We start from the raw sequence: 22723 nt of genomic DNA, 5'->3' as shown, positions 1-22723 counted from the left end.
GAGGCAAGAAAGGCAAAATAATGTTGTGGCGAATTCTAAAAATCCTAATCGTCCTTGCGGTCTTGGCAGCCATTGCATTGGTTGTTTACGCCTATGTCGGCCCCATTATTTTCCCTGCCGATTTTGCAGCGCCTTCCGAAACTGTAACAGCGCCAGTGACCTTTAGTATCGAGTGATCCATGACGCCTGTTAGGTACGCGATTTCCTTTGTTTTATTGGCTGGTCAGGCCGCTGCGCAAACGAATGCGCCACTTTCAGCCATTGATTGGCTGTCGCAATCTGTGAACCCAATTCAGGTTGGTATTCCACTGGATAACGGCGTCACTGACCCGAACCAACCCAACGGCGCGGCCGCTGCCGAAGTGACCGTTAGTCCATTAGATAGCGCATCCCCTGACGTGGTCGGTTTATTGCCCTCTTCGGTCACTGGGTTGCCGCAGACGCTTTGGTCTTACAGCCACGAATCGGATCTCACGACGCTGATGGCGGGTGCGCCGACGGAATCGCTCCCTGCGGTGCAGGAACTTTTGATCATGCTGGCCCTAGCCGAAGCCAAACCACCGCTGGACGCCGGCAATGATGGCGCGCTGTTTATGGCGCGCGTCGACAAACTGTTGGACATCGGTGCGTTGGAGCAGGCCCAAGCGCTGTTAGAGGCTGCCGACCCTGTAGAGCCTGCGCTGTTTCGCCGTTGGTTCGACATTTCCCTACTGACAGGCACCGAAGCCCCAGCATGTAAAATGCTGCAAGAGGCGCCCGATCTATCGGCCACCTATGCCGTCCGTGTATTCTGCATCGCACGTGGCAGAGATTGGGACACAGCGGCTTTGATCCTGAATACCGGTATGGCTTTGGGCGATCTGGATGCAGACGAGGTGAACCTGCTTTTGCGGTTCCTTGATGTCGACATGGACGATAGCGCCACGGCATTGCCGATCCCTGATCCTGTCACCCCGCTGAAATTCCGCCTGTTCGAAGCCATCGGTGAACCATTAACAACTGCTCAATTGCCCCGAGCCTTTGCCCATGCCGATTTGCGTGATGTTGCAAGCTGGCGCAGCCAATTAGAAGCCGCCGAACGGTTGGCGCGATATGGAGCCGTGGATGATAACGTTCTGCGGTCCCAATATAACGCACGTCGCCCTGCTGCATCCGGCGGGATCTGGGACCGTGCCGAGGCATTCCAGCGGTTCGACACGGCGATACGCGCCAAAGACCCGACATCGGTTGCTGCCACACTGCCCGCCGCGTGGGCCGCTGCGCAATTTGCACGGATCGAAGTGCCATTCGCGCGGCTCTTTGCAGATGACCTCATGGCGCTGCCATTAACTGGTGAAATAGGACAAACGGCATTTCACATCGCGCTGCTATCATCCCAATATGAACAAGCCGCGATTGACTACATCCCCACCACGACCAACGATGCGTTCCTGATCGCCGTTGCGCGCGGTGATGTGTCGGATGTTTTGGCAGAAACGGTACGCGAAACGGTTGTTTATAATGCCTTCGCTGGCAACGCGGCGATCCCCGATAAAATCACAAACCTTCTGTCGGATCAGAAACTGGGCGAAGCCTTGCTAAACGCAATCCAGTTGATCGATCGCGGCATTGATGGCGACAGCAGCCAGATAACCGATGCACTGATCACTCTGCGCGCCGTTGGATTAGAAGACACAGCCAGACGTGCCGCGATCCAGTATATTCTGTTAGAGAGAGCGCTGTGACCGCAGACCGTCCAATGACCTATTGGGTTCAAAGTTTTCTGGAAGCTCAGGCCGCCGAATTGGATGCCGCGACCAATACGCAATTGGCTTATGCCCGCGATCTGAACGATTTCATTGGATGGCTCGCCTATCGCGACCTTCATTTTGCAACAGCCCAGCGCGATCAAATCGAAGGCTATTTGATCGATTGCGAAGCCGAAGGTCTGGCCATTTCGACCCGCGCACGTCGCCTTTCGGCCATCAAACAATTGTATCGTTTCGCATTCGAAGAAGGCTGGCGCACCGACAATCCCGCTGTTCAGATCAAAGGCCCCGGCAAAGCGAAAAAATTGCCGAAATCACTGCATGTTGATGATGTGGACAGGCTGCTCTCTGCGGCACGCACCACGGGGCGGGATACAACGCGCAACACCTGCCTGATGGAAATCTTATACGCGACAGGCATGCGCGTGACCGAATTGGTCAGCTTGCCCGTGGCTGCCGCGCGTGGAAACCCCCAGATGATTTTGGTACGCGGCAAGGGCGGTAAAGAACGCATGGTGCCCCTATCTGATGCTGCGCGTATCGCGCTGATCGATTGGCTGGCAGAACGCGACAGCGCCGAAGAGTTAGCCAAACGCAAAGGCATACCGCCATCGAAATTCCTGTTTCCATCGCGGGGAAAACTGGGCCACCTCACCCGTCACCGTTTTTTCGGCCTGATCAAAGAAATCGCTGTGGCGGCTGGCGTATCGCCTGATGCTGTTACCCCGCACACGATGCGCCACGCCTTTGCAACGCACCTATTGGCTGGCGGGGCCGATTTACGTGCCATTCAGACGATGTTGGGCCACGCTGATCTGGCAACGACCGAAATTTATACCCATATCCTTGATGAACGGCTAAAAGAGCTGGTGCTAACCCACCACCCGTTGGCCGAAAACGAATAATAACGACCCTTTGGACGACACTGATGATTGACGCCGCCTTTTGGATGACCGCTGCTGCGATTGCATTTTTGCTGGTTTTTTCTGCTTTCTTTTCAGGGTCTGAAACGGCTTTGACGGCTGCCAGCCGCGGCAAATTGCGTTCTGCCGCTGACAAAGGATCGAAAGGCGCTGAAACCGCGCTGGACGTGACCGAAGACAACGAACGCCTGATCGGGTCGATCCTACTGGGCAATAACGTTGTCAACATTCTCGCGACATCGCTGGCCACAGCGCTGCTGACCAAAGTTTTCGGACAAAACGGTGTTGCTCTCGCGACCTTGGCAATGACGCTGTTGGTTTTGATCTTTGCAGAGGTTCTGCCGAAAACCTATGCCATCACCAATTCGGAAACGGTCGCAGCCCGCGTAGCCGCCCCGATTAAGGTGGTCATTCTAATCTTTTCGCCTGTCGTTGCTGCCGTGCAGGTATTGGTACGATTGGTGTTGCGCATCTGTGGCGTACCGATCGATCCAGACAGCAACGTTTTGGCCGTCCGCGAAGAAATCGCAGGCGCGCTACAACTAGGCCATTCCGAAGGTGTTGTCGAAAAAGAAGACCGCGACCGTATTTTGGGGGCACTGGACCTATCTGACCGTTTTGTAGAAGAAGTCATGACCCACCGCTCCGGTATTGAAATGCTGGATGCGTCATTGCCCGTTGGCGAACTGCTGACTCGTGTTCTGGACAGCGCACATACCCGCCTACCCCTATACAAAGACGATCAGGAAAACATCGTCGGCGTCCTGCATTCCAAAGATCTGCTGCGTGCCATGCACAAAATGCTAGAAGACGGCCAGATGGATACCGCCGAAATGGCGCGGTTTGATATTCTGTCCGTCGCGATGGAGCCGTATTTCATCCCAGAAACTACCACTCTGGACGATCAGATGCGCAAATTCTTGCATCGCAAAACGCATTTCGCACTGGTGGTCGATGAATATGGCGGGCTGCAAGGTCTGATTACCCTAGAGGACATTCTTGAAGAAATCGTCGGCGAAATCTCCGACGAATTCGATGAACCCGAAGACGATATGATCCAGCCGACCGGCGATGGAGCTTATATCGTAGACGGCGCCATGACGATCCGCGACCTGAACCGCGCGCGCGATTGGCAAATGCCCGATGACGAGGCCAACACGTTAGCCGGCCTTGTCATTCACGAAGCGCAGATGATCCCGGTCGAAGGTCAGGTGTTCAGTTTCCATGGGTTCCGGTTCGAAGTGACCGGCAAGGAACAAAACCGCCTGACCAAGATCAAGGTGCGCCCGCTGGCCTAATCAGCGGGATTTGAACAAACCGCCCAAGATGCCGCGCACGATGCGGCGCCCTGTGGTGCCGCCTAATTCTTTGACCAGCGCTTGGGTCATTGCTTGCCCCACTGTCTTTTGACGGCTGGAGGTTACGCGCTTGGATGTCCTACGTTTGGTAGAGCCACCATCCCAACGGCGCGCATTCTGGAATTCGCGTGGTGCTTCTTCTTCTGCGGCTTCTGCTTTGGCTTCGGCTTCTTCAGCTTCTTTCGCGGCCTTATCGGCGCGCGCGCGCAGCATTTCAAAGGCAGATTCACGATCTACGGTCGTGTCGTATTTCGCCCCCAGCGGCGACGCATCCATTAGCGCCTGACGTTCGGCCACCGTGATCGGGCCCAGCTGCGACGCAGGCGGACGGATTAACGTGCGCTGCGCGATCCCTGGGATACCCTTGCGTTCCAGCATGGATGTGACCGCTTCGCCTGTGCCAACCTCGGTAATGGCATCAGCGATATCAAAATCGGGGTTCAGGCGATAGTTTTCCGCGGCTTGGCGCAATGCCTTTTGATCTTTGGCGGTAAAGGCACGTAGCGCATGTTGCACACGGTTACCTAATTGGCCCAGAACATCCTCCGGGACGTCGGCGGGGTTTTGGGTGATGAAATAGACGCCCACGCCCTTGGAACGGATCAAACGGGCAACCTGTTCTACCTTGTCCACCAACGCCTTTGGCGCATCGTCGAATAGCAGGTGCGCTTCGTCAAAGAAGAATACGAATTTCGGTTTATCGGGGTTGCCGACTTCGGACAGTTCTTCGAACAATTCAGACAGCAGCCAGAGCAGAAAAACCGCATACAGGCGCGGCGAATGCATCAGTTTGTCAGCCGCCAGAATGTTGATCTGTCCGCGCCCGTCCGCATCAACCGCCATCATATCAGACAAGGCCAGCGCTGGTTCGCCAAAGAACTGCGCCGCGCCCTGATTTTCCAGCACCAGCAACTGACGCTGGATCGCACCAATAGACGACGACGCGATGTTGCCATAGCGCAGCGACAGATCGCCCGCGTTTTTACCAACCCAGACCAACAACGCTTGCAGGTCTTTTAGATCCAGCAGCGGCAGCCCGTCTTCGTCTGCGACGCGAAACGCGATGTTCAAAACGCCCTCTTGAACGTCGGTCAATTCCAACATGCGGGCCAACAGCAGCGGCCCCATTTCCGCGACCGTGGTGCGCACAGGGTGGCCCTGTTCGCCGTACAGGTCCCAGAACGTCACAGGGAATTTGTCGTACTGCAGATCCAGCCCGATGGTTTCAGCGCGTTTCATAAACGCGTCATGCAATTTGAAATCGACCGATCCGCTGGCGGCAAGGCCAGACAGGTCGCCTTTGACGTCAGACAAAAACACAGGAACGCCCGCTGCGGCGAACCCTTCGGCCAGGATTTGCAAGGTCACAGTTTTACCAGTGCCCGTCGCACCTGCGATCAATCCGTGGCGGTTTGCGTATTCAAATAATAGGGTCTGCGGCTCTGCATACCCAGTCCCACCACCACCGATAAAAATTCCGTCCGACATAGAGGCCCCCTGACTAGTCACGCCGCTAAAATACATTCTTAACCGTTTCCCGCTAGTGTGAATTTGTCGGGCGTAAAGTGCTGAATGCTTGATATTTTTTCCTCCCTGTTTGACTTGCCGCGCCTTCGGGTGCGGTTTTTTTTGCCTGTCTCACAAAAGATGTATTTTCCCTGTTGACGACCCCCGAACCATTTCGTAGCGTCTGGCCAAATAGTCGGCCAAGTCCGACAGGGAGAGATGGGAAAAGGGATCGCTTTGCGGTCCCTTTTCTCTTTCAACGTATACTTTTAGGCAGCATTGTTAATGTAACGGATATGGGCACAATCCCGCCGACAGTCACATAAATGCGACCTGACAGTCCCATGCGAATTGTGATAGGCCGATTGCCAAAGAAATGAAGACAGGAAACCTAATGTTCCAGACTTTGAAACCCTACGCGGTAGCCGCGCTGGTCCTATCCGCTGGTGCCAGCTACGCACAAGATACCTCTGCGCCCGAGGTCAACATGGGCAGCACCGAAGGCCCAGCCGTTGGTCAGGTCTATCAGGCTGAAACCATCGGCGATTGGGACCTACGGTGCCTGAAAACCGAAGGCGGCGACGACCCGTGCCAGATGTACCAACTGCTGACCGATGAAACAGGTCAAGCGGTGGCAGAGGTCAACCTATTCCCAATGCCAGAAGAGCATCCAGCGGCCGCAGCGGCGACTGTCATGGTGCCATTGATGACCCTATTGGCCGAAGGCATCAGCATCACCGTCGATGATGGTCAAACCCGCCGTTACCCAATTGAATTCTGCGGCCCCGAGGGCTGTATCAGCCGCATGGGTTTCACCGACGAAGATCTGGCCGCATTCAAGGCTGGTTCTGTTGCCAAAGTGCGCATTGTTCAGGCCGAAGTGTCCGAAGGCGCCGAAGTCATGCTGGATATGTCACTAAGCGGTTTTACCCGCAGCTTTGAACAAGCTGACCCGCCCACCGAATGATCAAAAAAGAAAGCCGCCCATTGGGCGGCTTTTTTATGGGACTTTGCGTAGGGCCAAAACCGCGTTTAACCCACCAAACGCAAAGGCGTTAGAAAGCACGACATCGACATCCGCCTCTCGCGCTTCGTTCGGCACGACATCCAGCGCACATTCAGGATCGGGTTCTTCGTATCCGATTGTCGGGGCAATCACCCCATCCTTTAGCGCCATGATACAGGCCAACAATTCGACAGCACCCGTACCACCAATCAAATGCCCGTGCATGGATTTCGTCGACGACATCATCAGTTTGTCGGCGTGACTGCCAAAGGCATCAGCAACCGCCGCCGATTCCGTTTTGTCATTTGCAGCCGTACCTGTGCCATGAGCGTTGATATAACCAACCTCGGATGGATTGATCTGCGCATCGCGCATTGCACCGACGATGGCCCGATTTGCCCCCTGTTTCGACGGCATGACGATATCTGACGCGTCAGAGGACATCGAAAACCCGATAACTTCGGCCAGAATATTCGCGCCGCGCGCTTTGGCGTGTTCGTATTCTTCGAACACGAATACACCTGCACCTTCGCCCTGCACCATACCGTTACGTGTGGCACTGAATGGGCGGCAGGCGTCTTTGGACATGACGCGCAGTCCTTCCCATGCTTTGACGCCCCCGAAAACCAGCATGGATTCCGACCCGCCCGTTAACATGGCCCGCGCCATGCCCGACCGGATCATCTGGAAAGCCATGCCCATCGCGTGGTTCGATGATGCACAGGCCGTCGCCACAGTGAATGATGGGCCACGTAGGTTAAATTCCATCGACACATGGCTGGTTGCCGCGTTGTTCATCAGTTTGGGTACGATAAACGGGTGAACACGGTTTTTACCTTCTTCATAGACGGCGCGGTAATTTTCATCCTGCGTCGTCAGACCACCGCCAGATGTTCCCAGAACAACGCCAGACCGATCGGCAAGCTCGCCGCTAAATTCGATGCCCGATTGTGCCATCGCCTGACGAGCCGCCAATAGCGTAAATTGGGTAAAGCGGTCGTAGAGCGAAATCTGCTGGCGATTGAAATGATCAGCTTCGTCATATCCGCGGACCTGCCCGCCGATTTTTACGGCCAGACGATCAACATCGCGAATATCCAGCGGTCCAATCCCGCAGCGACCTTCGCGGAACGCTTCAAAGGTTTGCGGGACGTCATGGCCCAGCGCGTTAATCGTGCCGGCACCTGTGATTACGACGCGATACATCTGAAATTATACCTTGGCCTTAACCAAGTTTTCGACCGCATCCACAATCGACGCCACTGATGAAATATCAAAATCACTTTCAGTCGGGTCATTGGCATTGAACGGTACAGAAATATCAAAGGCTTCTTCAATTGCGAAAATGCTTTCGACCAATGCCATGCTATCAATGCCCAAATCCTCTAGCGTGTTGTCCATCGACACATCGGACGGTTCCAGAACCGCCTGCTCTGCAATGATTTCAATGACTTTTTCTTTGATATCCATACTGCGTCCCGCCTATTCCGATCGGCCCAACCCCAAACGACTGTGCCAAAGATTTAGTCATTATGACTGGTTTTTGAAACCGATTTTTGAAGGTCTGAAATCATTTGGCGCAAACGCGGCAAACGGCGTAGTTCCTTCATTGTCTGGAACTCTTCGTGACGTTCACGCGCTGGATGACCCATCATAATGGCGCCTTTTGGAACGTCCGATAGCACGACCGATGCGCCCGTAATGACCGCGTCTTGACCGATCGTCAGATTGTCACGCACAGCCGAACGGCCACCCAGCATGACCCGATCCCCAACAACGGTTGATCCCGCAATTGCGACCTTTGCCGCCAGAACGCAGTCACGCCCCAGAATGACGTTATGACCAACCTGAACCAGATTATCCATTTTGCAGCCATCGCCCACCTGCGTGGCGCGGATGGTGCCTGCATCAACAGCCGTCAAAGCCCCGATTTCAACATCATTGCCAATTACGACACCACCCAGCGAATGAATGCGGTGCTGTTTTGCGTCCTCTGGCGCATCAAGGCGCATTTCTTTGACGCCTTTGCCCATGCGTTCGAAATTCGACGGCGTGCGCGTTACCCAGCTAAACCCATCTGCGCCGATAACCGAATTGGGGTGGATTACCACGCGGTCACCCAAACGCGACCGACGCATAATGCGGACACCATCTAACAACACACAGCCATCGCCAATTTTCGTGTCAGGACCGACAGAGACATGCGAAGCGATCCGGGTCCCGTCACCAATCACAGCGCCAGCAGCAATAAATGAAAACGGACCGACTGATACGTTTTCACCGATCGACGCCCCAGGTTCGATCACAGCAGACGGATGCACACCATTAGAGATGTCGAAATCGGTATCCAGCAGTTGGGTCAAATGCGCCATAGCGAGCCGCCCACGCGGCGCAACGATTGCGGCCTCTAGACCATAGCTCTGCCAATCGCAGCCAGGCCAAACAACCGCAACTTTTGCGTCGCCTTGTGGAATTGCAGCGGCATAGCTTGGGCCCAGCGCCAAAGCTAAATCTGTTGCCTTGGCGGTTGCAGGTTCCGCAGCCGACGTAATTGTCAGGGAAAGATCACCAAACGCTTCTGCATCCAAAGCCTCGGCAATTTGCCGTACCGAATATCCCATGAGGGTAATCCTTTTTGTTTCCAAAGGATTTAACCGCTCACGCTGGCAATCTCCACCCCTTCGCGTTGCAAAGCGGACCAAATCCGTGCGTCACGCCCGTAAACGTCACGTCGGTATTCCATTGAGCCATCCGCATTGCTGTACGCGGTCCGATAATCCAAATGCACAGGAACTGGCGTTTGCAGGTCAACGCGGGTCTCTTGGCCCGAACGCAGACGCGATTGGAAATACCCTACGGGATCGTCTGTCTGAACCGCCAACAGCGCATATGCAAAATCATGGGGATCATCCAAACGGATGCAGCCATGGCTGAATGCACGAACTTCGCGGCTGAACAGGTTCTGCGCTGGTGTGTCATGCAGGTAGATGTTGTAGCGATTTGGGAACATGAACTTAACCGATCCCAGCGCGTTTCGCGGACCAGGAGGCTGTTTCATCGAATATGGAAAGCTGCTTGACGTGTACTGACTAAAGTCCTGATTGCGCGACACAACTTGACCGTTGGACGCAATCACTTGCAAATGCCCTACAGCCCCCGCGTTTGCCTGCAACTGAGGCAAATATTCGTTCACAATGATCGAACGCGGGACGTACCAGCTGGGATTGATCACCATAAATTCCATGACGTCAGAGAATTCTGGCGATTGCCGATCACTGGACAACGCACCAATCACAGACCGCGTTTCAAAAGTAACGATGTCATTATCAATGATCTGAGCAGTGAAATCCGCCTGATTGACCCAAACGTGGCGTTCCCCACGATCAACGCCCAGCCAACGTTCGCGTTCCATCGCAACAATCACGGATTCCAAACGATCACGGGCGGATACATTGACCTGTTCAATTGTACTGGGCCCAGCAACGCCATCTGCGTTCAGCCCGTGCTTTTGTTGGAATTGCAGAACCGCCGCCTGCATCGCACCGTCATATTCAGCCGTCATCGTGCGCGGCAAATATCCCATGCGGATCAGACGATTACGCAGTTGAACAATCGCATTCCCCGTATCACCCGGGCGCAGCGTATTCGACGATGCAACCACATCGCCCCACCCGCCAGCGGCGATTTGCGCCTCTAGCTGCAGTTTTGCGCGCATCAGACGCGCGTATTCGGCGGATTGCGGGGCAAGGCCGCGCAAGAATTCAACTGGGTTTGACTGCGAAAACTCTGCCAGAACAGCGGCACCATCAAATTCAGGGCGGCCGCGTTTGATTTCGTCAATCACAGCGGATGGGTTTAACAAGCCCCGCCCAACATCTGACGCGTAGCTGATCAATGCACGACTTAGTTCGACCTCCATCGCGCCTTGATCGTATGCTGTCTGCGCGGCCTGCAAACGGGCCATCATGCCCGAGACATCGTAACGGTCCGCTGGCAATCCATGCATTTCGACCGTCGACAGCGCCGACAGCAGTGCGTTGCGGCGCGATTGGGCCAGTTCATCCGACCCCGTCCAAATGCTTTGGAATTCATTGGCGCGATAGAAGGCCGCCAGATCATCGTCCAAGGCTGCTGTTTCAGCGACCGCCTGTTTAAATGCCGTCACTTCGGCAACGGTTGGCGTAGCTATCATACCAGCCACACAAATCGACGATACCGCAGCCAACCTGAAAATCGAACGATGAATCACAATCGTCACCTTTGATAAATCATACACATATTTTTCGGCTAAATTACCGCGCCTGCCAGCACGATTTCCACTGCCATATTGAAGTATAACGCGGTTAACACCCACTTTGTTGCCTGCCCGCATCCCTTTTTTCATGCCCCTAGGTCACCTGATGGTTCAAATTTGCGCAAAATCCCGCCGATTTCCCCCTAGTCTAACAAAAATGCAGTAATCTTAGGTTGGTTCACAAAAAAGTTTGTGCTTTAAAACCCGTGCATCTGGGGATGAGATGACAACACAGTCGGCACTGCCAAGCTGACGATGCGACGGGACAGACGCATAAATGACGAACAAGACCAACGCTTTTTCGCGCCGCGGATTGCTTAAGGCTTTTGCAGCTACAGCAGTCACAGCCGCGCCGACATTTTCGAACGCGACAGGTTTTCTACGTGGTGCAGGCGACATTCGCCGCATTCAAATGTATTCTGGTCGTACTGGTGAAAAGCTGGACATGATCTATTGGATCGAAGGCGAATACATCGGTGAATCCCTTCAGCAGGTAAATCATTTCATGCGTGACTGGCGTAACGGCCAGACGGTGGACATTGATACCCGCACGATCGACATCATTGCTGCGACCCACAATCTGCTGGATGTAAACGAACCATACATGCTGCTGTCGGGCTATCGTTCGCCTGCAACCAACAACATGCTGCGTTCGCGGTCATCGGGTGTTGCACGCAATTCGTTGCACATGCGCGGTCAGGCTGCTGACCTGCGTCTATCCAACCGTTCGGTCAACCAAATCTCGCGCGCGGCACAATCGTGCAGCGCCGGCGGCGTCGGTCGCTATCCAGGTTCCAACTTTGTCCACATGGACTGTGGCGCTGTTCGGACCTGGAATGGCTAACTAATACAGCCGCGGTGCATCTGTCCCTGCGCCGCGGCACCAACTGATTCTGTATGGTCAGTTACCACTTTCCTTAAAATTGCAGCTATGTTAGCGCCGCAACTATGGTGCTATACGCCCCAAAACATCACGCTAAAATTGGCGGTGTTTTTCGTGTCTATACGACCATTTTGTGAAAAAAATCCCATTTCCAGCATTGAAAATTAGTCACGCCCAAGAGAAACCTACCCCATAAGATAGGTAGGTATCCGAATGGCACACCCAATCGACAATTTTGTCGCTCAAAAAATCCGTACCGCGCGCCTGATGCGTGGCCTGACCCAATCGGCATTGGCGGATCACATTGGCTGTTCCTTTCAACAGCTTCAGAAATACGAAGCGGGCCAAAACCGCGTGTCTGCTTCGCGCCTGTACGAAATCTCTCAGGCACTGGATGTTGCGCCCGGATACTTCTTTGATGGCATCGAAAACGATGACGAAACCAAAGAAATCGATACCACCGCGTCGCGTATTCTATTCGCTTTGGCGAAAATCGAAGACCCTACGGTAAAGGAAACTCTGTGCCGTTTGGCGCAGTCAATCGCGCAAACATCGGACGATGCGGTGTCACATGCGGACCACAGCGAATAAAAACCTCGCGGGCTATCCTTTCAGTCTCTAAATTTAATTTCGCCCTGCCGTTTCTACATTCAGGTGAAACGTTGGAAACGCAAAGGCGATTTTATGAAACCAACCAAACTCTCGCAAACTTTGGCGCGTCAATGCGTTGCCGTGATCGCAGCCGTAAACGCAGTATTGGTTGTTGCACTGACGGCGATCTACCAAATGACGATCTCCGGCATTAGCCCTGAAAACCCATCAACCGTGTCAGTGTTTCTGGCGCTGTTGGCTGCGGGTATTATTTCAATGGGTATCCCGCTGTTCTATTACCGCAATCAAACGGCCCCACTACAGCAGCTATCCAACCTGCTGAACGACGTCGCGAATTCTAAAAACCTGACGCTGCGCCCCAAAGGGCAAGACAAGGCATCGCAATCAGCCGGTTCTTTCCTGTCCGAACTGGGCCGCACACTGGCAGCTATTCGCAACGATGCTGAATGCGTGGAAAGCGCGACCTCGACCGTATCCTACGGCGTGAAAAAGGTATCCGAAAACACCGAAATGCAATCTTCGACAGTTGAGGAGCTGTCCGCATCCGTCGAAGAAACCGCAACTATGGTTCGCGCCAATGCGCAGTCGGCCAGCATTGCAAATGACATGGCCCGCAAAACCGCGGACATTTCGCGCGACGGCCATGCCCAGGTCGCCAACATGGTGTCTGCAATGGATGAAATCGACAGCTCGTCCCGCGAAATCATTCAGATCATCAAAGTGATTGACGAAATTGCGTTCCAAACCAACCTGCTTGCGCTGAACGCCGCAGTAGAGGCTGCCCGCGCAGGTCAACATGGTCGCGGCTTCGCCGTCGTCGCCCAGGAGGTTCGCAACCTAGCCGCCCGTTCATCCAAAGCAGCTGGCGAAACGTCGCGTCTGATCGAAACCGCGCGTCAGCAGGTTGAAACCGGTGTGGGCACAGCCGCACAGACCCAAGAAACCTTTGAACAGATCAGCACTGGCATCGGTGAAGTTGCGCTAAAAATCAACGAAATCACCGTGGCCAGCACCGAACAGACCCGTGCGGTTGACCAGATTAATCATGCGATGGGATCGATCGAAAAATTGATGCGCGACAATCGCAATCAATCCGAAGAGCTGACCGAAACAACAACAAACATGCAAAAGTTCAGCGACGCCCTATTGGAACGCCTAGGCCAATATCGGTTTGCCTAATCGTTAAACCATTTCTTCGGGCATGCCCGGCATCGGTATCGCCATCGCTTGCGCGGCGCCCTGATCATACGGAACCAGAAAACCCTGTCGTTTATTCGGCGGGGTTTTCACGTTTTCCTCGACCGCGCGACACCATTCATCAAACCCCGCATCGCCATTTTCAAATGCCGGATCGTTGGGCCACCAATGCGACCACAGCGCATTTTTCAGCGTTTTAAGATGTGCAGATTCATTCAGAACCACACCTGTTTCAGTATCCCACCGCATCGACCGGCCGTTTAAATTGGCCGACGACACAATCGCAGCGCGATCGCCAAAAACGGACACTTTTGAATGCACATAGATCACGGGCGCCTCATGTAGTGTCGCACGCTGCGCGCCATGATCCGATTGCGCAGGCAGCCGGCGTTGAACGGGTGAAACAACAAGTAACCGTTCGCCAAATGCCTTTCGTATTTTTCTAAGACACTGAATTTGCAAATAATCGCCGTACCGCCCATCCAGTTTCGGATCATCTTCGAAAGCTACGGTTTCGGGCGCTGCGGGTAACACAAGAACAAGGTTTAGATCTGGCTGTTCCACGGCACGATTGGCCAAAGCCTGCGCGATGCGTTTGTCCCGAAAAAACTGAGTTTCCAGATAAATCAGACCACTTGCGACGCTGATTTCAGCAATATGACGATCTGCGATATCCGACAAAACAGTTTCTGGGCCAATCGCGAACAATTGCCGTCGACTGCGCCGCCGCGATAGCGTGCGCAAAATATCAGGTGTCTGCACTGGATCCGATTGCCCGCAGACGACAGATACGAAACTAGACAGGTGATCGGCTGCCTGCGCAGCAATAGCAGGATCATCGATCATCACCTGCACATCATGCCACGTCTGCTGAGATGGACGATCATGGGACCAGCTATCGAACCGCCGTTCATCCAAATCCAGCCCACCGATATAAACCCAACGGCCGTCAATCACCGCGGTTTTCTGGTGATGTGTCGCGGGATAGTTCGGAACTTGGGCGATGCTGGCAGTATTCACAACGGTTCGCACCCCTGGAATACGGGCCAAAGCGCGTCTTTTACGCCCCGTGCCTGATGCAAATTTTTGCTGAAGTTTGCGAATTTTGGCCGACACGAACGGACGCAGCAAAAGGCGCGGAACCCACCCCAGCCGTGCAGGGTGTATGACTGGATATACAATCAGTTCGGCAGCCTCATCACCGGCTATTTCGCGCACACCGCATAAAATCCGTACAGATCGCCACGTGGCACCATGCAGTTCAGTTGCTGCAACAGGATCAAAATCTGACAGGTACAGCGTAATTTTCACACCGCGCTGCAGAACATGAACCAGCAAATCCACCCAAGTTTCACCAATCGCCCTCGCTTCGGCAGAGCGCAGTTTGGTGCGGGGATCAAATACACGAAACCCCATCACGATATCGGACTGCGCCTGCAGAAATTTCCGTTCTAAGGCAGGATAGGCATCTTCGGCGCTGATCAGGACCTCGACTTCGGCAACCACATCAGGCATCCCAATTAGTGATTGGATCTGCATCGTCAAATTCCGCAATCGGGAACCTGATTGTCACAGAAAATTCGTCATCACTTTTATTTTCTTCGATCTTGCCGTTCATCTGCATAACAAACGCATTGATCAATTGATGGCCCAAATTGGTTGTCGCCAACCCAGCATCGGGTGAAACAATTTCACCTGTTGAGTTCGAAATCGTAATACATCCGTTTGAATCATCAATTTTTTCAAGTTTCACAACGAGCCATGGACCCTGGCCCTCAGGACGACCCACATATTTCATGGCATTGGTCACCAACTCTGACGTGGCCAAAGTTAGCGGTACAGCCTGATCGGGGTACACCACGATAGGATCATAGCTTTGCTCAACGGACACGCCTTCGACGTCTTGTTCGAATGACCCGATGGTTTGACTAACAATCGTCTTTAGTAGTTCGTCCGCACGAACACGTTCTTCGGTCGACGTTTCATACAGTTTCTGATGCACACGCGCGATATTCATCACCCGTAGTTGCACATTGCTTAGCGCCTTACGGACTTCGGTCGATTTCGTTTTCCGCATCTTCATATTCAGGATCGACGCGATCAACTGAAGGTTATTTTTAACGCGGTGATGGACCTCGCGCAGCAGAACCGTTTTTTCATGGATCATGTTATGCAATTCGGCTTCGTCATGCAGAACATTTTCGGCAAGCCGCGCCCAAGTGTCTTCCATTTCGCGCAATTCCAACGGTGTCGCGCTTTCGTACCTTGGCGGCGAAATTTTCCGCGACCGCATGAAATACAGCATACGGGCCCGCAAATTACGGGTTGGACGGATGACCATTCGTTGAACAGCAAAGAAAGCGACGCCCACACTGGCCAGCCACATTGCGATCGGAAACAGGATCGACCCAGTAACATTCAAACCTTCGACAATGGCGGCGCGGCGCGCGTGGCCCCAGCTGCCTAATGCGTAAACTGTACCATCCACAATCGGAACCACCGCAAAAACGCGTGAGTCACCGTTTTGGTTAGAGCCGATAAATGACTGTTCACCCTGATTAATCAAATCTACCAGATCACGACCAGCGGGCAAAAAACCTTCGACGTTATCCCAACCAGCGTCAGAGGTTAAAACCTCGCCAGCGGCGTTGAACGTCAGCAACTCGACTGGGCGTTCGGGGTCTTCTTCTTGTAGTGCGTTGAACATGGACCGGTGCGGCAAAGATACCCCAACGTAGCCGTCATAAATGCCGTTCACAAAAACAGGTACAGCGACCACAATCACCGATGTCATGCTGATCGGCGCTTCCATAACGATCGCCACGCGCTCTTGGGGATCGTCACGCATTTCGCCGACCAGTTTCAGGGTCGATACATCCATCCCCTGCCCGCCAGATGCGCAAGTTACCACGCCCTCGGCGCTGATGTATCCAGCAAAAGAAAAGGCGTTCGAAAGACGCAAGAAATTAGATAGCGGTTCTTGGCAGTCCCAACCGCTTTCGCGATAGGTTGGGATGCTACCCGCAATGGCCTGCGCGGCACCGAACGCTGTTCTGATATAAGCCTCTTCGCCCGCAGCGGCATCCGCTGTCAGCGCGACAAGGCTACTTTCCGCACGCCGATCTGCCGCATCCAACAATTGGTGCGTCTGGATTAAGGAAATCAATCCAATCGGTAGCAACGTAATCGCCAGCAAAATGGCAATACGAAACGTCAACGACTGACTGGTCGTCTTTAGTTTGGTAATCAAGCAATAGACTTTCTAGGCATCTGGCTAGAAGATACGACTGCTGACGTTGCAGCATCTGTCATATCCAAGCTGTCGTTTTCACCAATATCCATCAATTCAGCCAAACGCGCGCGGCCACGGTTAACACGGCTTTTGATTGTGCCGACGGCGACCTTACAGGTCTCTGCGGCTTCCTCATAAGAAAAGCCCGAAGCCCCCACCAACATCAACGCCTCGCGCTGTTCGTCAGGCAACTGAGCGAAACATTTTTCGAAATCCGCCATCGCCAAACGACCATCGTGGCTAGGTTTTTCCGACAAAGTCGCAGCCATGACGCCATCGACGTCAGCAACTTCGCGTTTGGATTTCCGGCGACCCGAATAAAATGTGTTGCGCAGAATGGTAAACAACCAAGCCCGCAGGTTGGTGCCCTCTTGGAATTTGTCGAAATTCTTCCATGCCTTAACAATCGAGTCTTGAACCAGATCATCGGCCTGAGCCGAATTGCGGGTAAGACTCATGGCAAAGGCGCGCATTGCGGGCAAATGTTCGATCACCGCGTCCCGAGGATCTGCAGTCGACATATCATTTGCCATCTTGCGTTTCCTGCTGCTTTAGCTGCGCTAATAAGTCCATGAAACGATCCGGCACGTCTTCCTCGACTGTCTTGCGATAGACTTTCTTGAGGTTTTCGTCGATCTGCTGCTCAAGGTTGGACTTTGGCTTTTTGGAATCCATCCTGTTTCCTATTTATTATCGGGACCAAAAAATTACACTTCTCATGGAACCAACTCGCAACATCTGCGTTTGTTCCATAGAAAAATGAAAAGGGTCACATTTAATGACGATCGCATCTGACGCAAATTCCCTGTCCGTTACTGTTGCAAATCTACTGCCTTATCTACGCCGCTACGCTCGTGCATTGACGGGCAGCCAGAAATCCGGTGACGCATACGCAGCCGCAACCCTAGAAGCTTTGCTAACAGATCGTTCGGTGTTCGAAATGGGTCTGGATCACAAAGTGGCTTTGTTCCGCACCTTCCACACCATTTGGAACAGCTCTGGCGCGCCAATTGATGATACCGAAGAAGGCATCGCGAAACGCGCACAGTCTCACATGGCAAAACTGACAACGAACACACGTGAGGCGTTGCTGCTAAACACTGTAGAAGATTTTTCCGCAGACGATATCGCGCTAATCATGGAAATCAGCACCGAAGAGGCCAACAGCCTGATCGATATCGCCCACCGCGAAATGGAAGACAGCATCACTGGCCGCATCATGGTGATCGAAGACGAAGCGATCATCGCAATGGATATCCAGGATATCATCGCAGACATGGGCCACGCCGTTACGGGCGTTGCGCGTACCCATTCCGAAGCGACGGCATTGGCTGGAGCAGAACGCCCTGATCTGATTTTGTCTGATATTCAGTTGGCGGATGGGTCGTCCGGCATCGATGCTGTTAACGACATCTTGAAAGCGGCAGGTGATATTCCAGTTATCTTTATCACCGCCTTCCCAGAGCGTCTGTTGACAGGAGAACGTCCCGAACCCGCGTTCGTCATCACCAAACCCTATTCTGAAGAACAAGTTCGATCGGCAGTCAGCCAAGCGATGTTCTTCTCCAGCACTGAAACTTTGCATGCATAAAATAATAGCCCCGCCGCAGATTATGCGGCGGGGCTATTTCTAGGGACTGACCGTTTACGAAACGATCGCCCGCAACATCCAAGCGGCCTTTTCGTGGAAAGCAGACCGCGCGGTTGCCATATCTTCGGTGACAGGATCGCCCTGATGCCCTGACAATTTGATCAAAGCGTGGAACCGGTGCGCGATACGTTCGTGATCTTTCGCAAGGTCACTCACCAACGCCTCGGCATCGGTTGGATCAACGGTTTCGCCAATCACAGAACCATCTGTAATGCCAGAAATTTTGGATGGCGTTTTTTCGCCCAAAGCGCGAATGCGTTCCGCAATTTCGTCGGTTGCCTCGAACAGATCTTGGTACTGATCTTCGGTCAATTGGTGGATTGAATAGAATGTCGGACCTTCGACGTTCCAGTGATACACATGCGTTTTAATAAGCAATCGGTACGTATCAGACAGCACACTGGCAAGCGCGCCAGCGACGGACTCTTCGTCCTTAATGCCTGTGTGTAAATCGGATTTTTTCGTTTGAATATTCATGATTACGCCTCTTTATTGATCTTCTGTTTGTGGAAAGGCCAGTTTTAGACGGGCGGGTTTCCACGTACGGCACGTGCAATCATTGCCACAACAAACAGGATCAAGAAAATCACGAACAGGATTTGTGCGATACCAGCAGATGCCGAAGCCAGACCACTGAATCCAAAGACCGCAGCGATCAACGCTACAACTAGAAATGTTAATGCCCAACCTAACATATGAGCCTCCTATATAATTTTTACCATGCGCCGCGCTGGCGCTTTCATGAGTTAAAACGCGATAGGCGTAAAAAATGTTCCAGGAAAAAATTGCAAAAACTTTGGAACCAAAATCACAGTCGTACGTTGTGTCTGCAACAAGTGATCAAATTATTGGAGTTTGAAATGGCACGTACAGCTGCATCAACCAAAGACGAAACCATTGACGATCTACATGCACAAATCGCGACGCTTAAATCGGACATCGCTATCCTAACCAGCACGGTGAAAGACCTAGGCATTGAGAAAAAGGACAACCTGTCCGCCGCAGCATCCGCAGGCGCCGAAATCCTAAAAATGAAAGGCCAAGCAGCTATGCACGATGCCCAAGTCACCGCAAAAAAGGCAGCGGAACAGGCAGAAACAACCGTGCGTGAAAACCCGGCAGCAGCCGTTGGCATCGCAGCTGGCGTTGGCTTCTTGGTTGGCATGTTCGCAGGCCGCCGGTAACGGTTATGATCAGCGCACTTAAACATTCGGCGGCCCAAACAGCCAAGCGTTCAGCGCTTGGTCTGCTGGGTGGATTAATCATGGCTTTCGGCGTTGCATTCCTGACCGTAGCCGCTTGGATCGCGATTTCGATCTCGGCTGATCCATTCACCGCAGCGCTGATCATCGGCAGCGTGTACACAGGCATCGGGCTAATTGTTCTAGCTTTTGCCTTTCATAAAAAGCCGCACGCACGCCCATCGACACCGCCTCAAACCGCCAATTACGGCGCCGTGGTGGAAAGTTTCATAAATGGATTTGCGGCTGGGTCTACCGTCCGCCATCGCAAGTAATTTTCAAAAAAGACAAGAGCGCTTTGATTATTTCGATCAAAGCGCTCTTTTTTTATTCATCAATCACGATCTGCATTTTGACGTCAGACGGCGGCGCAGAAGCCGCCAAATCAAAGGCCGCGATACTTTCATCGAACCCAAAGGTCCGTGTGATCAACGGCTTAACATCAATTGCACCAGAGCTGATCATCCCGACACAGCGTGGGAACACATGCGCATAACGGAAGATATTTTCCACACGTGCCTCGCGGATCATAGCCGCCCCGGCATCGTATGAAATGGGATCAGGCTGACCGCCAATCATCACAACACACCCGCCGGGCGCTAAAGGTTCAAAAACCTGCGCGGCGGCTTTGGGGGAACCTGTTGCCTCGAATACGATATCCGCACCCCAACCTTCCGTGTGCTGGTGAACCGTGTCGACCAAATTGTCATTCATCACGTTGACCGGAACGATTGCAGGCGACAACGACGCTGCAATATCCAATTTCGTTTGTGCGATGTCGGATACAAAGACACGCGCACAGCCCGCCGCGATCGCAGCCAAAGCCGTGACCAAACCGATCGGCCCTGCCCCCATAACAACAGCAACATCACCTGGTTTTACCCGCGCTTTGGTCGCCGCATGTACACCAACCGCCAAAGGCTCGATCATCGCCCCTTCGGCAAAGGATACATTGTCCGGCAATTTGAACGTGAAATCAGCTGGATGCACACAGGTAGGGCGCAAAATGCCGTGAATGGGCGGCGTCGCCCAGAAACGTACAGCTGGATCAATGTTATACATTCCCAAACGCGCTGCTTTAGAATTTGGGTCAGGAATGCCTGGTTCCATACAAACACGATCACCAACTGACAGATGGGTTACCTCTTGCCCAACTTCGATCACTGTCCCGGCGGCTTCGTGCCCTAGAACCATCGGTTCGTTGACAACAAAGGGTCCAATGCGCCCATGAGTATAATAATGCACGTCTGACCCGCAAATCCCGACCGTGTGCAGCTTGATCCGCACATCACGCGGTCCCAGTGTTTCTTCGGCTTTGGAAATGGCTGGGAAATCCCGCAAAGACAATTCGCCTTTGCGTTCGAGGACAAGAGATTTCATTGGTTTATTCCGTATTTAACCCCTGGCCGCATCGCGCGCGTTATCGTCTTCGCTACCGCGTTGCATGCCGACATCCATGAATTCATCTAGAAAATACGCCATAAGTTCAACACGCGATGACACTCCAGCCTTACGAAAAACGTTGTGGGAATGCACCTTCACGGTACCAACACTGCTGTTTCGCAATTCTGCGATATCTTTGGTCGCCACGCCGCGCATCAAGAGTAGCGCAATATCCAATTCTGATGGCGTTAAAGCCCAGTTTCGGAACTGCAACTGCACATGTTTGTCGAAGTCATGGCGCAAACTATGCAGGACTTCGGCCTGTTGAGCGTTCCGTCCACGTAAATCGCTAATATAGAACGATAGTAAAACCATCCCAAACACAAGAACTATCACGGCAACCAATTCAAAGATCAAATGACCCAAATCCGAACCACTGTAGGCACGTTGCTCGACCAAATGTGCGCGAAAATCTACGATCACGTCCCAGCTGAAAAACAAGGCAGACACCACCATTCCCCAGAAAATAAGTCGTGCAAAGCGCGCATTTTCAAACAAAGATCGGCCCATAACTTCTCCCTTAACGATGAACATCGCTCCCCGTAATGGCTGCCAATTGCCCCTAAACCATAGTTAAGATGGCTCGCAGTCCGCAGCCTATACCCTTTTCATATTTCAACAATGGCACCAAATATGCACATTCGCACCAGAATGCCGCAAAACACGGCACAAAGCGTAAAGGACCAGTAAGTTGAAAAAGATAGCCACGACCGCCCTGTTTTTGTCGATGACGACCAGCCTTGCCCATGCGCAGGACTATGTACAAAGCCAAATCGATACTCTCTTCGCACAAGGGTATACACATTTCAGTGTCAGCACCTCTAATGGCCGTACCGAAATCGAGGGCTATAGCCCAACTGGCAGCGAAATCACTCTGTATTTAGACAGCGCTGGCAACGTTATATCATCCCGTGTCGAACAGGATGACGATGGATCGTCGTTCGACCGTATCAACGAAATCGAAGAGATGAGCCAGACAAGCACCGCGACCGGCTACCTAGATTCCGACGATGATGACGACGACGATCTGTATGAAACTGAACACTCAGAGGATTACGATGAAGATGATCTAGATGATGATCTGTATGAGACGTCTCATAGCGAAGAGGACGACGATAGCGCCATTGAAGATGATCATGACGGCTCATCTGACCACGACGATGACGATGACGATGACGATGACGATGACGATGACGATGACGATGACGATGACGATGACGATGACGATGATTGATAGGCAGTATCAGGCGTCAAGCTGCGCAAACCTGGATCGTATGACTTAATAAACACACCCCAAAAAGGCACCGCTTCGATTTCCGTAGCGGTGCTTTTATCACCACAGCGGCACAAAGTTATAGTTGTGACTAAGTCAGTTGTTAGGAACGGTAGTACCCGGCTCACGCATACCGGGCGCACGCTAGCAGAAGGGCCGTGTCATGAAAAACCGCGACAGCAAATTAACACTACAAGCGTGAACGAGAGTTGCATTATCACTGGCTGGGGTATTTTTCATCGTTTTAGAGAGATTTATTGGTTTTTACTAGGTCTGGCGGTGACTTACTCTCCCAC

25 protein-coding genes are annotated in these 22723 nt (G+C 52.9%); 12 read left to right on the top strand and 13 right to left on the bottom strand.

Features of this window, described 5'->3' with window-relative positions; all coding sequences use genetic code 11:
- The first annotated feature begins 20 nt into the window (after window positions 1–20).
- Genes BVC71_RS15480 through BVC71_RS14500 form a run of 4 tightly spaced genes read left to right on the top strand, consistent with a single transcriptional unit; the run spans window position 21 to window position 3969 of the window.
- Window positions 21–176: a hypothetical protein gene (locus BVC71_RS15480; protein WP_165767789.1), complete on the top strand. Its 156-nt coding sequence runs from the start codon at window positions 21–23 to the stop codon at window positions 174–176.
- Window positions 177–179: 3 nt separating this feature from the next.
- On the top strand, window positions 180–1724 hold the full coding sequence (locus tag BVC71_RS14510) for a hypothetical protein (protein ID WP_086452422.1): 1545 nt from the start codon (window positions 180–182) through the stop codon (window positions 1722–1724).
- Between the two features lie 14 nt (window positions 1725–1738).
- Window positions 1739–2653: a site-specific tyrosine recombinase XerD gene (locus BVC71_RS14505; RefSeq protein ID WP_086452478.1), complete on the top strand. Its 915-nt coding sequence runs from the start codon at window positions 1739–1741 to the stop codon at window positions 2651–2653.
- Between the two features lie 23 nt (window positions 2654–2676).
- Entirely contained in the window at window positions 2677–3969 is a 1293-nt protein-coding gene (locus BVC71_RS14500) for an HlyC/CorC family transporter (protein WP_086452421.1), read from the top strand.
- Here BVC71_RS14500 and BVC71_RS14495 read toward each other — a convergent pair whose 3' ends face one another.
- Window positions 3970–5517 carry a helicase HerA-like domain-containing protein gene (locus BVC71_RS14495; protein WP_086452420.1) on the bottom strand — a complete coding sequence of 516 codons (1548 nt, stop codon included), beginning with the start codon at window positions 5515–5517 and terminating at the stop codon, window positions 3970–3972.
- Window positions 5518–5929: 412 nt separating this feature from the next.
- Between BVC71_RS14495 and BVC71_RS14490 the strand changes: the two genes are divergently transcribed.
- Window positions 5930–6502: an invasion associated locus B family protein gene (locus BVC71_RS14490; protein ID WP_165767791.1), complete on the top strand. Its 573-nt coding sequence runs from the start codon at window positions 5930–5932 to the stop codon at window positions 6500–6502.
- 33 nt (window positions 6503–6535) lie between these two features.
- Here BVC71_RS14490 and BVC71_RS14485 read toward each other — a convergent pair whose 3' ends face one another.
- From BVC71_RS14485 to BVC71_RS14470, 4 genes are read right to left on the bottom strand one after another with little or no spacing between them, the layout of a single operon-like run.
- Window positions 6536–7747 carry a beta-ketoacyl-[acyl-carrier-protein] synthase family protein gene (locus BVC71_RS14485; RefSeq protein WP_086452418.1) on the bottom strand — a complete coding sequence of 404 codons (1212 nt, stop codon included), beginning with the start codon at window positions 7745–7747 and terminating at the stop codon, window positions 6536–6538.
- A gap of 6 nt (window positions 7748–7753) precedes the next feature.
- Entirely contained in the window at window positions 7754–8011 is a 258-nt protein-coding gene (locus BVC71_RS14480; RefSeq protein WP_086452417.1) for an acyl carrier protein, read from the bottom strand.
- A 53-nt stretch (window positions 8012–8064) separates the two neighbouring features.
- A complete protein-coding gene (locus BVC71_RS14475; protein ID WP_086452416.1) occupies window positions 8065–9162 on the bottom strand; it encodes a UDP-3-O-(3-hydroxymyristoyl)glucosamine N-acyltransferase in 1098 nt (365 codons plus the stop codon).
- Between the two features lie 29 nt (window positions 9163–9191).
- Window positions 9192–10790 (bottom strand): L,D-transpeptidase family protein, encoded by a 1599-nt coding sequence (locus BVC71_RS14470; RefSeq protein ID WP_240516875.1) that lies wholly within the window; start codon window positions 10788–10790, stop codon window positions 9192–9194.
- Window positions 10791–11112: 322 nt separating this feature from the next.
- Here BVC71_RS14470 and mepK point away from each other — a divergent pair, with 322 nt between their 5' ends.
- The 3 genes from mepK (at window position 11113) to BVC71_RS14455 (ending at window position 13509) form a co-directional block, all read left to right on the top strand.
- Window positions 11113–11679, top strand: a complete 567-nt coding sequence (gene mepK / locus BVC71_RS14465) for a peptidoglycan L,D-endopeptidase MepK (RefSeq protein WP_086452415.1) — start codon at window positions 11113–11115, stop codon at window positions 11677–11679.
- A 252-nt stretch (window positions 11680–11931) separates the two neighbouring features.
- Complete coding sequence (locus BVC71_RS14460) at window positions 11932–12309, top strand: helix-turn-helix domain-containing protein (protein WP_086452414.1); 378 nt, start codon at window positions 11932–11934, stop codon at window positions 12307–12309.
- Window positions 12310–12402: 93 nt separating this feature from the next.
- Window positions 12403–13509 carry a methyl-accepting chemotaxis protein gene (locus BVC71_RS14455; RefSeq protein WP_133064554.1) on the top strand — a complete coding sequence of 369 codons (1107 nt, stop codon included), beginning with the start codon at window positions 12403–12405 and terminating at the stop codon, window positions 13507–13509.
- Window positions 13510–13512: 3 nt separating this feature from the next.
- On the opposite strand, the gene BVC71_RS14450 is transcribed toward BVC71_RS14455, so the two are convergent.
- Genes BVC71_RS14450 through BVC71_RS14435 form a run of 4 tightly spaced genes read right to left on the bottom strand, consistent with a single transcriptional unit; the run spans window position 13513 to window position 17494 of the window.
- Window positions 13513–15066, bottom strand: coding sequence for a phospholipase D family protein (locus tag BVC71_RS14450; protein ID WP_086452412.1), 1554 nt, complete (start codon window positions 15064–15066; stop codon window positions 13513–13515).
- A complete protein-coding gene (locus tag BVC71_RS14445; protein ID WP_086452411.1) occupies window positions 15035–16777 on the bottom strand; it encodes a sensor histidine kinase in 1743 nt (580 codons plus the stop codon). The genes BVC71_RS14450 and BVC71_RS14445 overlap by 32 nt, the downstream gene beginning before the upstream one ends.
- Complete coding sequence (locus tag BVC71_RS14440) at window positions 16774–17340, bottom strand: RNA polymerase sigma factor (RefSeq protein WP_086452476.1); 567 nt, start codon at window positions 17338–17340, stop codon at window positions 16774–16776. Before BVC71_RS14440 ends, BVC71_RS14445 begins: the two co-directional genes overlap by 4 nt.
- Window position 17341: 1 nt before the next feature.
- Window positions 17342–17494, bottom strand: coding sequence for a NepR family anti-sigma factor (locus BVC71_RS14435; RefSeq protein ID WP_095531952.1), 153 nt, complete (start codon window positions 17492–17494; stop codon window positions 17342–17344).
- 103 nt (window positions 17495–17597) lie between these two features.
- On the opposite strand from BVC71_RS14435, the gene BVC71_RS14430 reads away from it, so the two are divergent.
- The gene (locus tag BVC71_RS14430) at window positions 17598–18410 is read left to right on the top strand and encodes a response regulator (protein WP_086452410.1); all 813 of its coding nucleotides are present in this window, start codon (window positions 17598–17600) and stop codon (window positions 18408–18410) included.
- A 54-nt stretch (window positions 18411–18464) separates the two neighbouring features.
- Here the strand turns inward: BVC71_RS14430 and BVC71_RS14425 are convergent, their stop codons facing one another.
- Window positions 18465–18947: a Dps family protein gene (locus BVC71_RS14425; RefSeq protein WP_086452409.1), complete on the bottom strand. Its 483-nt coding sequence runs from the start codon at window positions 18945–18947 to the stop codon at window positions 18465–18467.
- Window positions 18948–18991: 44 nt separating this feature from the next.
- Window positions 18992–19165, bottom strand: coding sequence for a DUF1328 domain-containing protein (locus tag BVC71_RS14420; protein WP_086452408.1), 174 nt, complete (start codon window positions 19163–19165; stop codon window positions 18992–18994).
- 165 nt (window positions 19166–19330) lie between these two features.
- Here BVC71_RS14420 and BVC71_RS14415 point away from each other — a divergent pair, with 165 nt between their 5' ends.
- Together BVC71_RS14415 and BVC71_RS14410 are read left to right on the top strand one after the other, a co-directional pair.
- Entirely contained in the window at window positions 19331–19654 is a 324-nt protein-coding gene (locus BVC71_RS14415) for an ElaB/YgaM/YqjD family protein (protein ID WP_165767790.1), read from the top strand.
- 5 nt (window positions 19655–19659) lie between these two features.
- Window positions 19660–19986 (top strand): phage holin family protein, encoded by a 327-nt coding sequence (locus tag BVC71_RS14410; protein WP_086452406.1) that lies wholly within the window; start codon window positions 19660–19662, stop codon window positions 19984–19986.
- A gap of 52 nt (window positions 19987–20038) precedes the next feature.
- On the opposite strand, the gene BVC71_RS14405 is transcribed toward BVC71_RS14410, so the two are convergent.
- Window positions 20039–21091: an NAD(P)-dependent alcohol dehydrogenase gene (locus tag BVC71_RS14405; RefSeq protein WP_086452405.1), complete on the bottom strand. Its 1053-nt coding sequence runs from the start codon at window positions 21089–21091 to the stop codon at window positions 20039–20041.
- A gap of 15 nt (window positions 21092–21106) precedes the next feature.
- Window positions 21107–21688 (bottom strand): helix-turn-helix transcriptional regulator, encoded by a 582-nt coding sequence (locus BVC71_RS14400; protein ID WP_086452404.1) that lies wholly within the window; start codon window positions 21686–21688, stop codon window positions 21107–21109.
- 157 nt (window positions 21689–21845) lie between these two features.
- Here BVC71_RS14400 and BVC71_RS15300 point away from each other — a divergent pair, with 157 nt between their 5' ends.
- The gene (locus BVC71_RS15300; RefSeq protein ID WP_133064552.1) at window positions 21846–22388 is read left to right on the top strand and encodes a PepSY domain-containing protein; all 543 of its coding nucleotides are present in this window, start codon (window positions 21846–21848) and stop codon (window positions 22386–22388) included.
- Window positions 22389–22723 lie beyond the last annotated feature (335 nt).

This window comes from Marivivens niveibacter (assembly GCF_002150005.2).
In the GTDB taxonomy this organism is placed as follows: domain Bacteria; phylum Pseudomonadota; class Alphaproteobacteria; order Rhodobacterales; family Rhodobacteraceae; genus Marivivens; species Marivivens niveibacter.
Note: the sequence above shows the minus strand (reverse complement) of the source record. Positions and strands in the feature narration are given on the sequence as shown.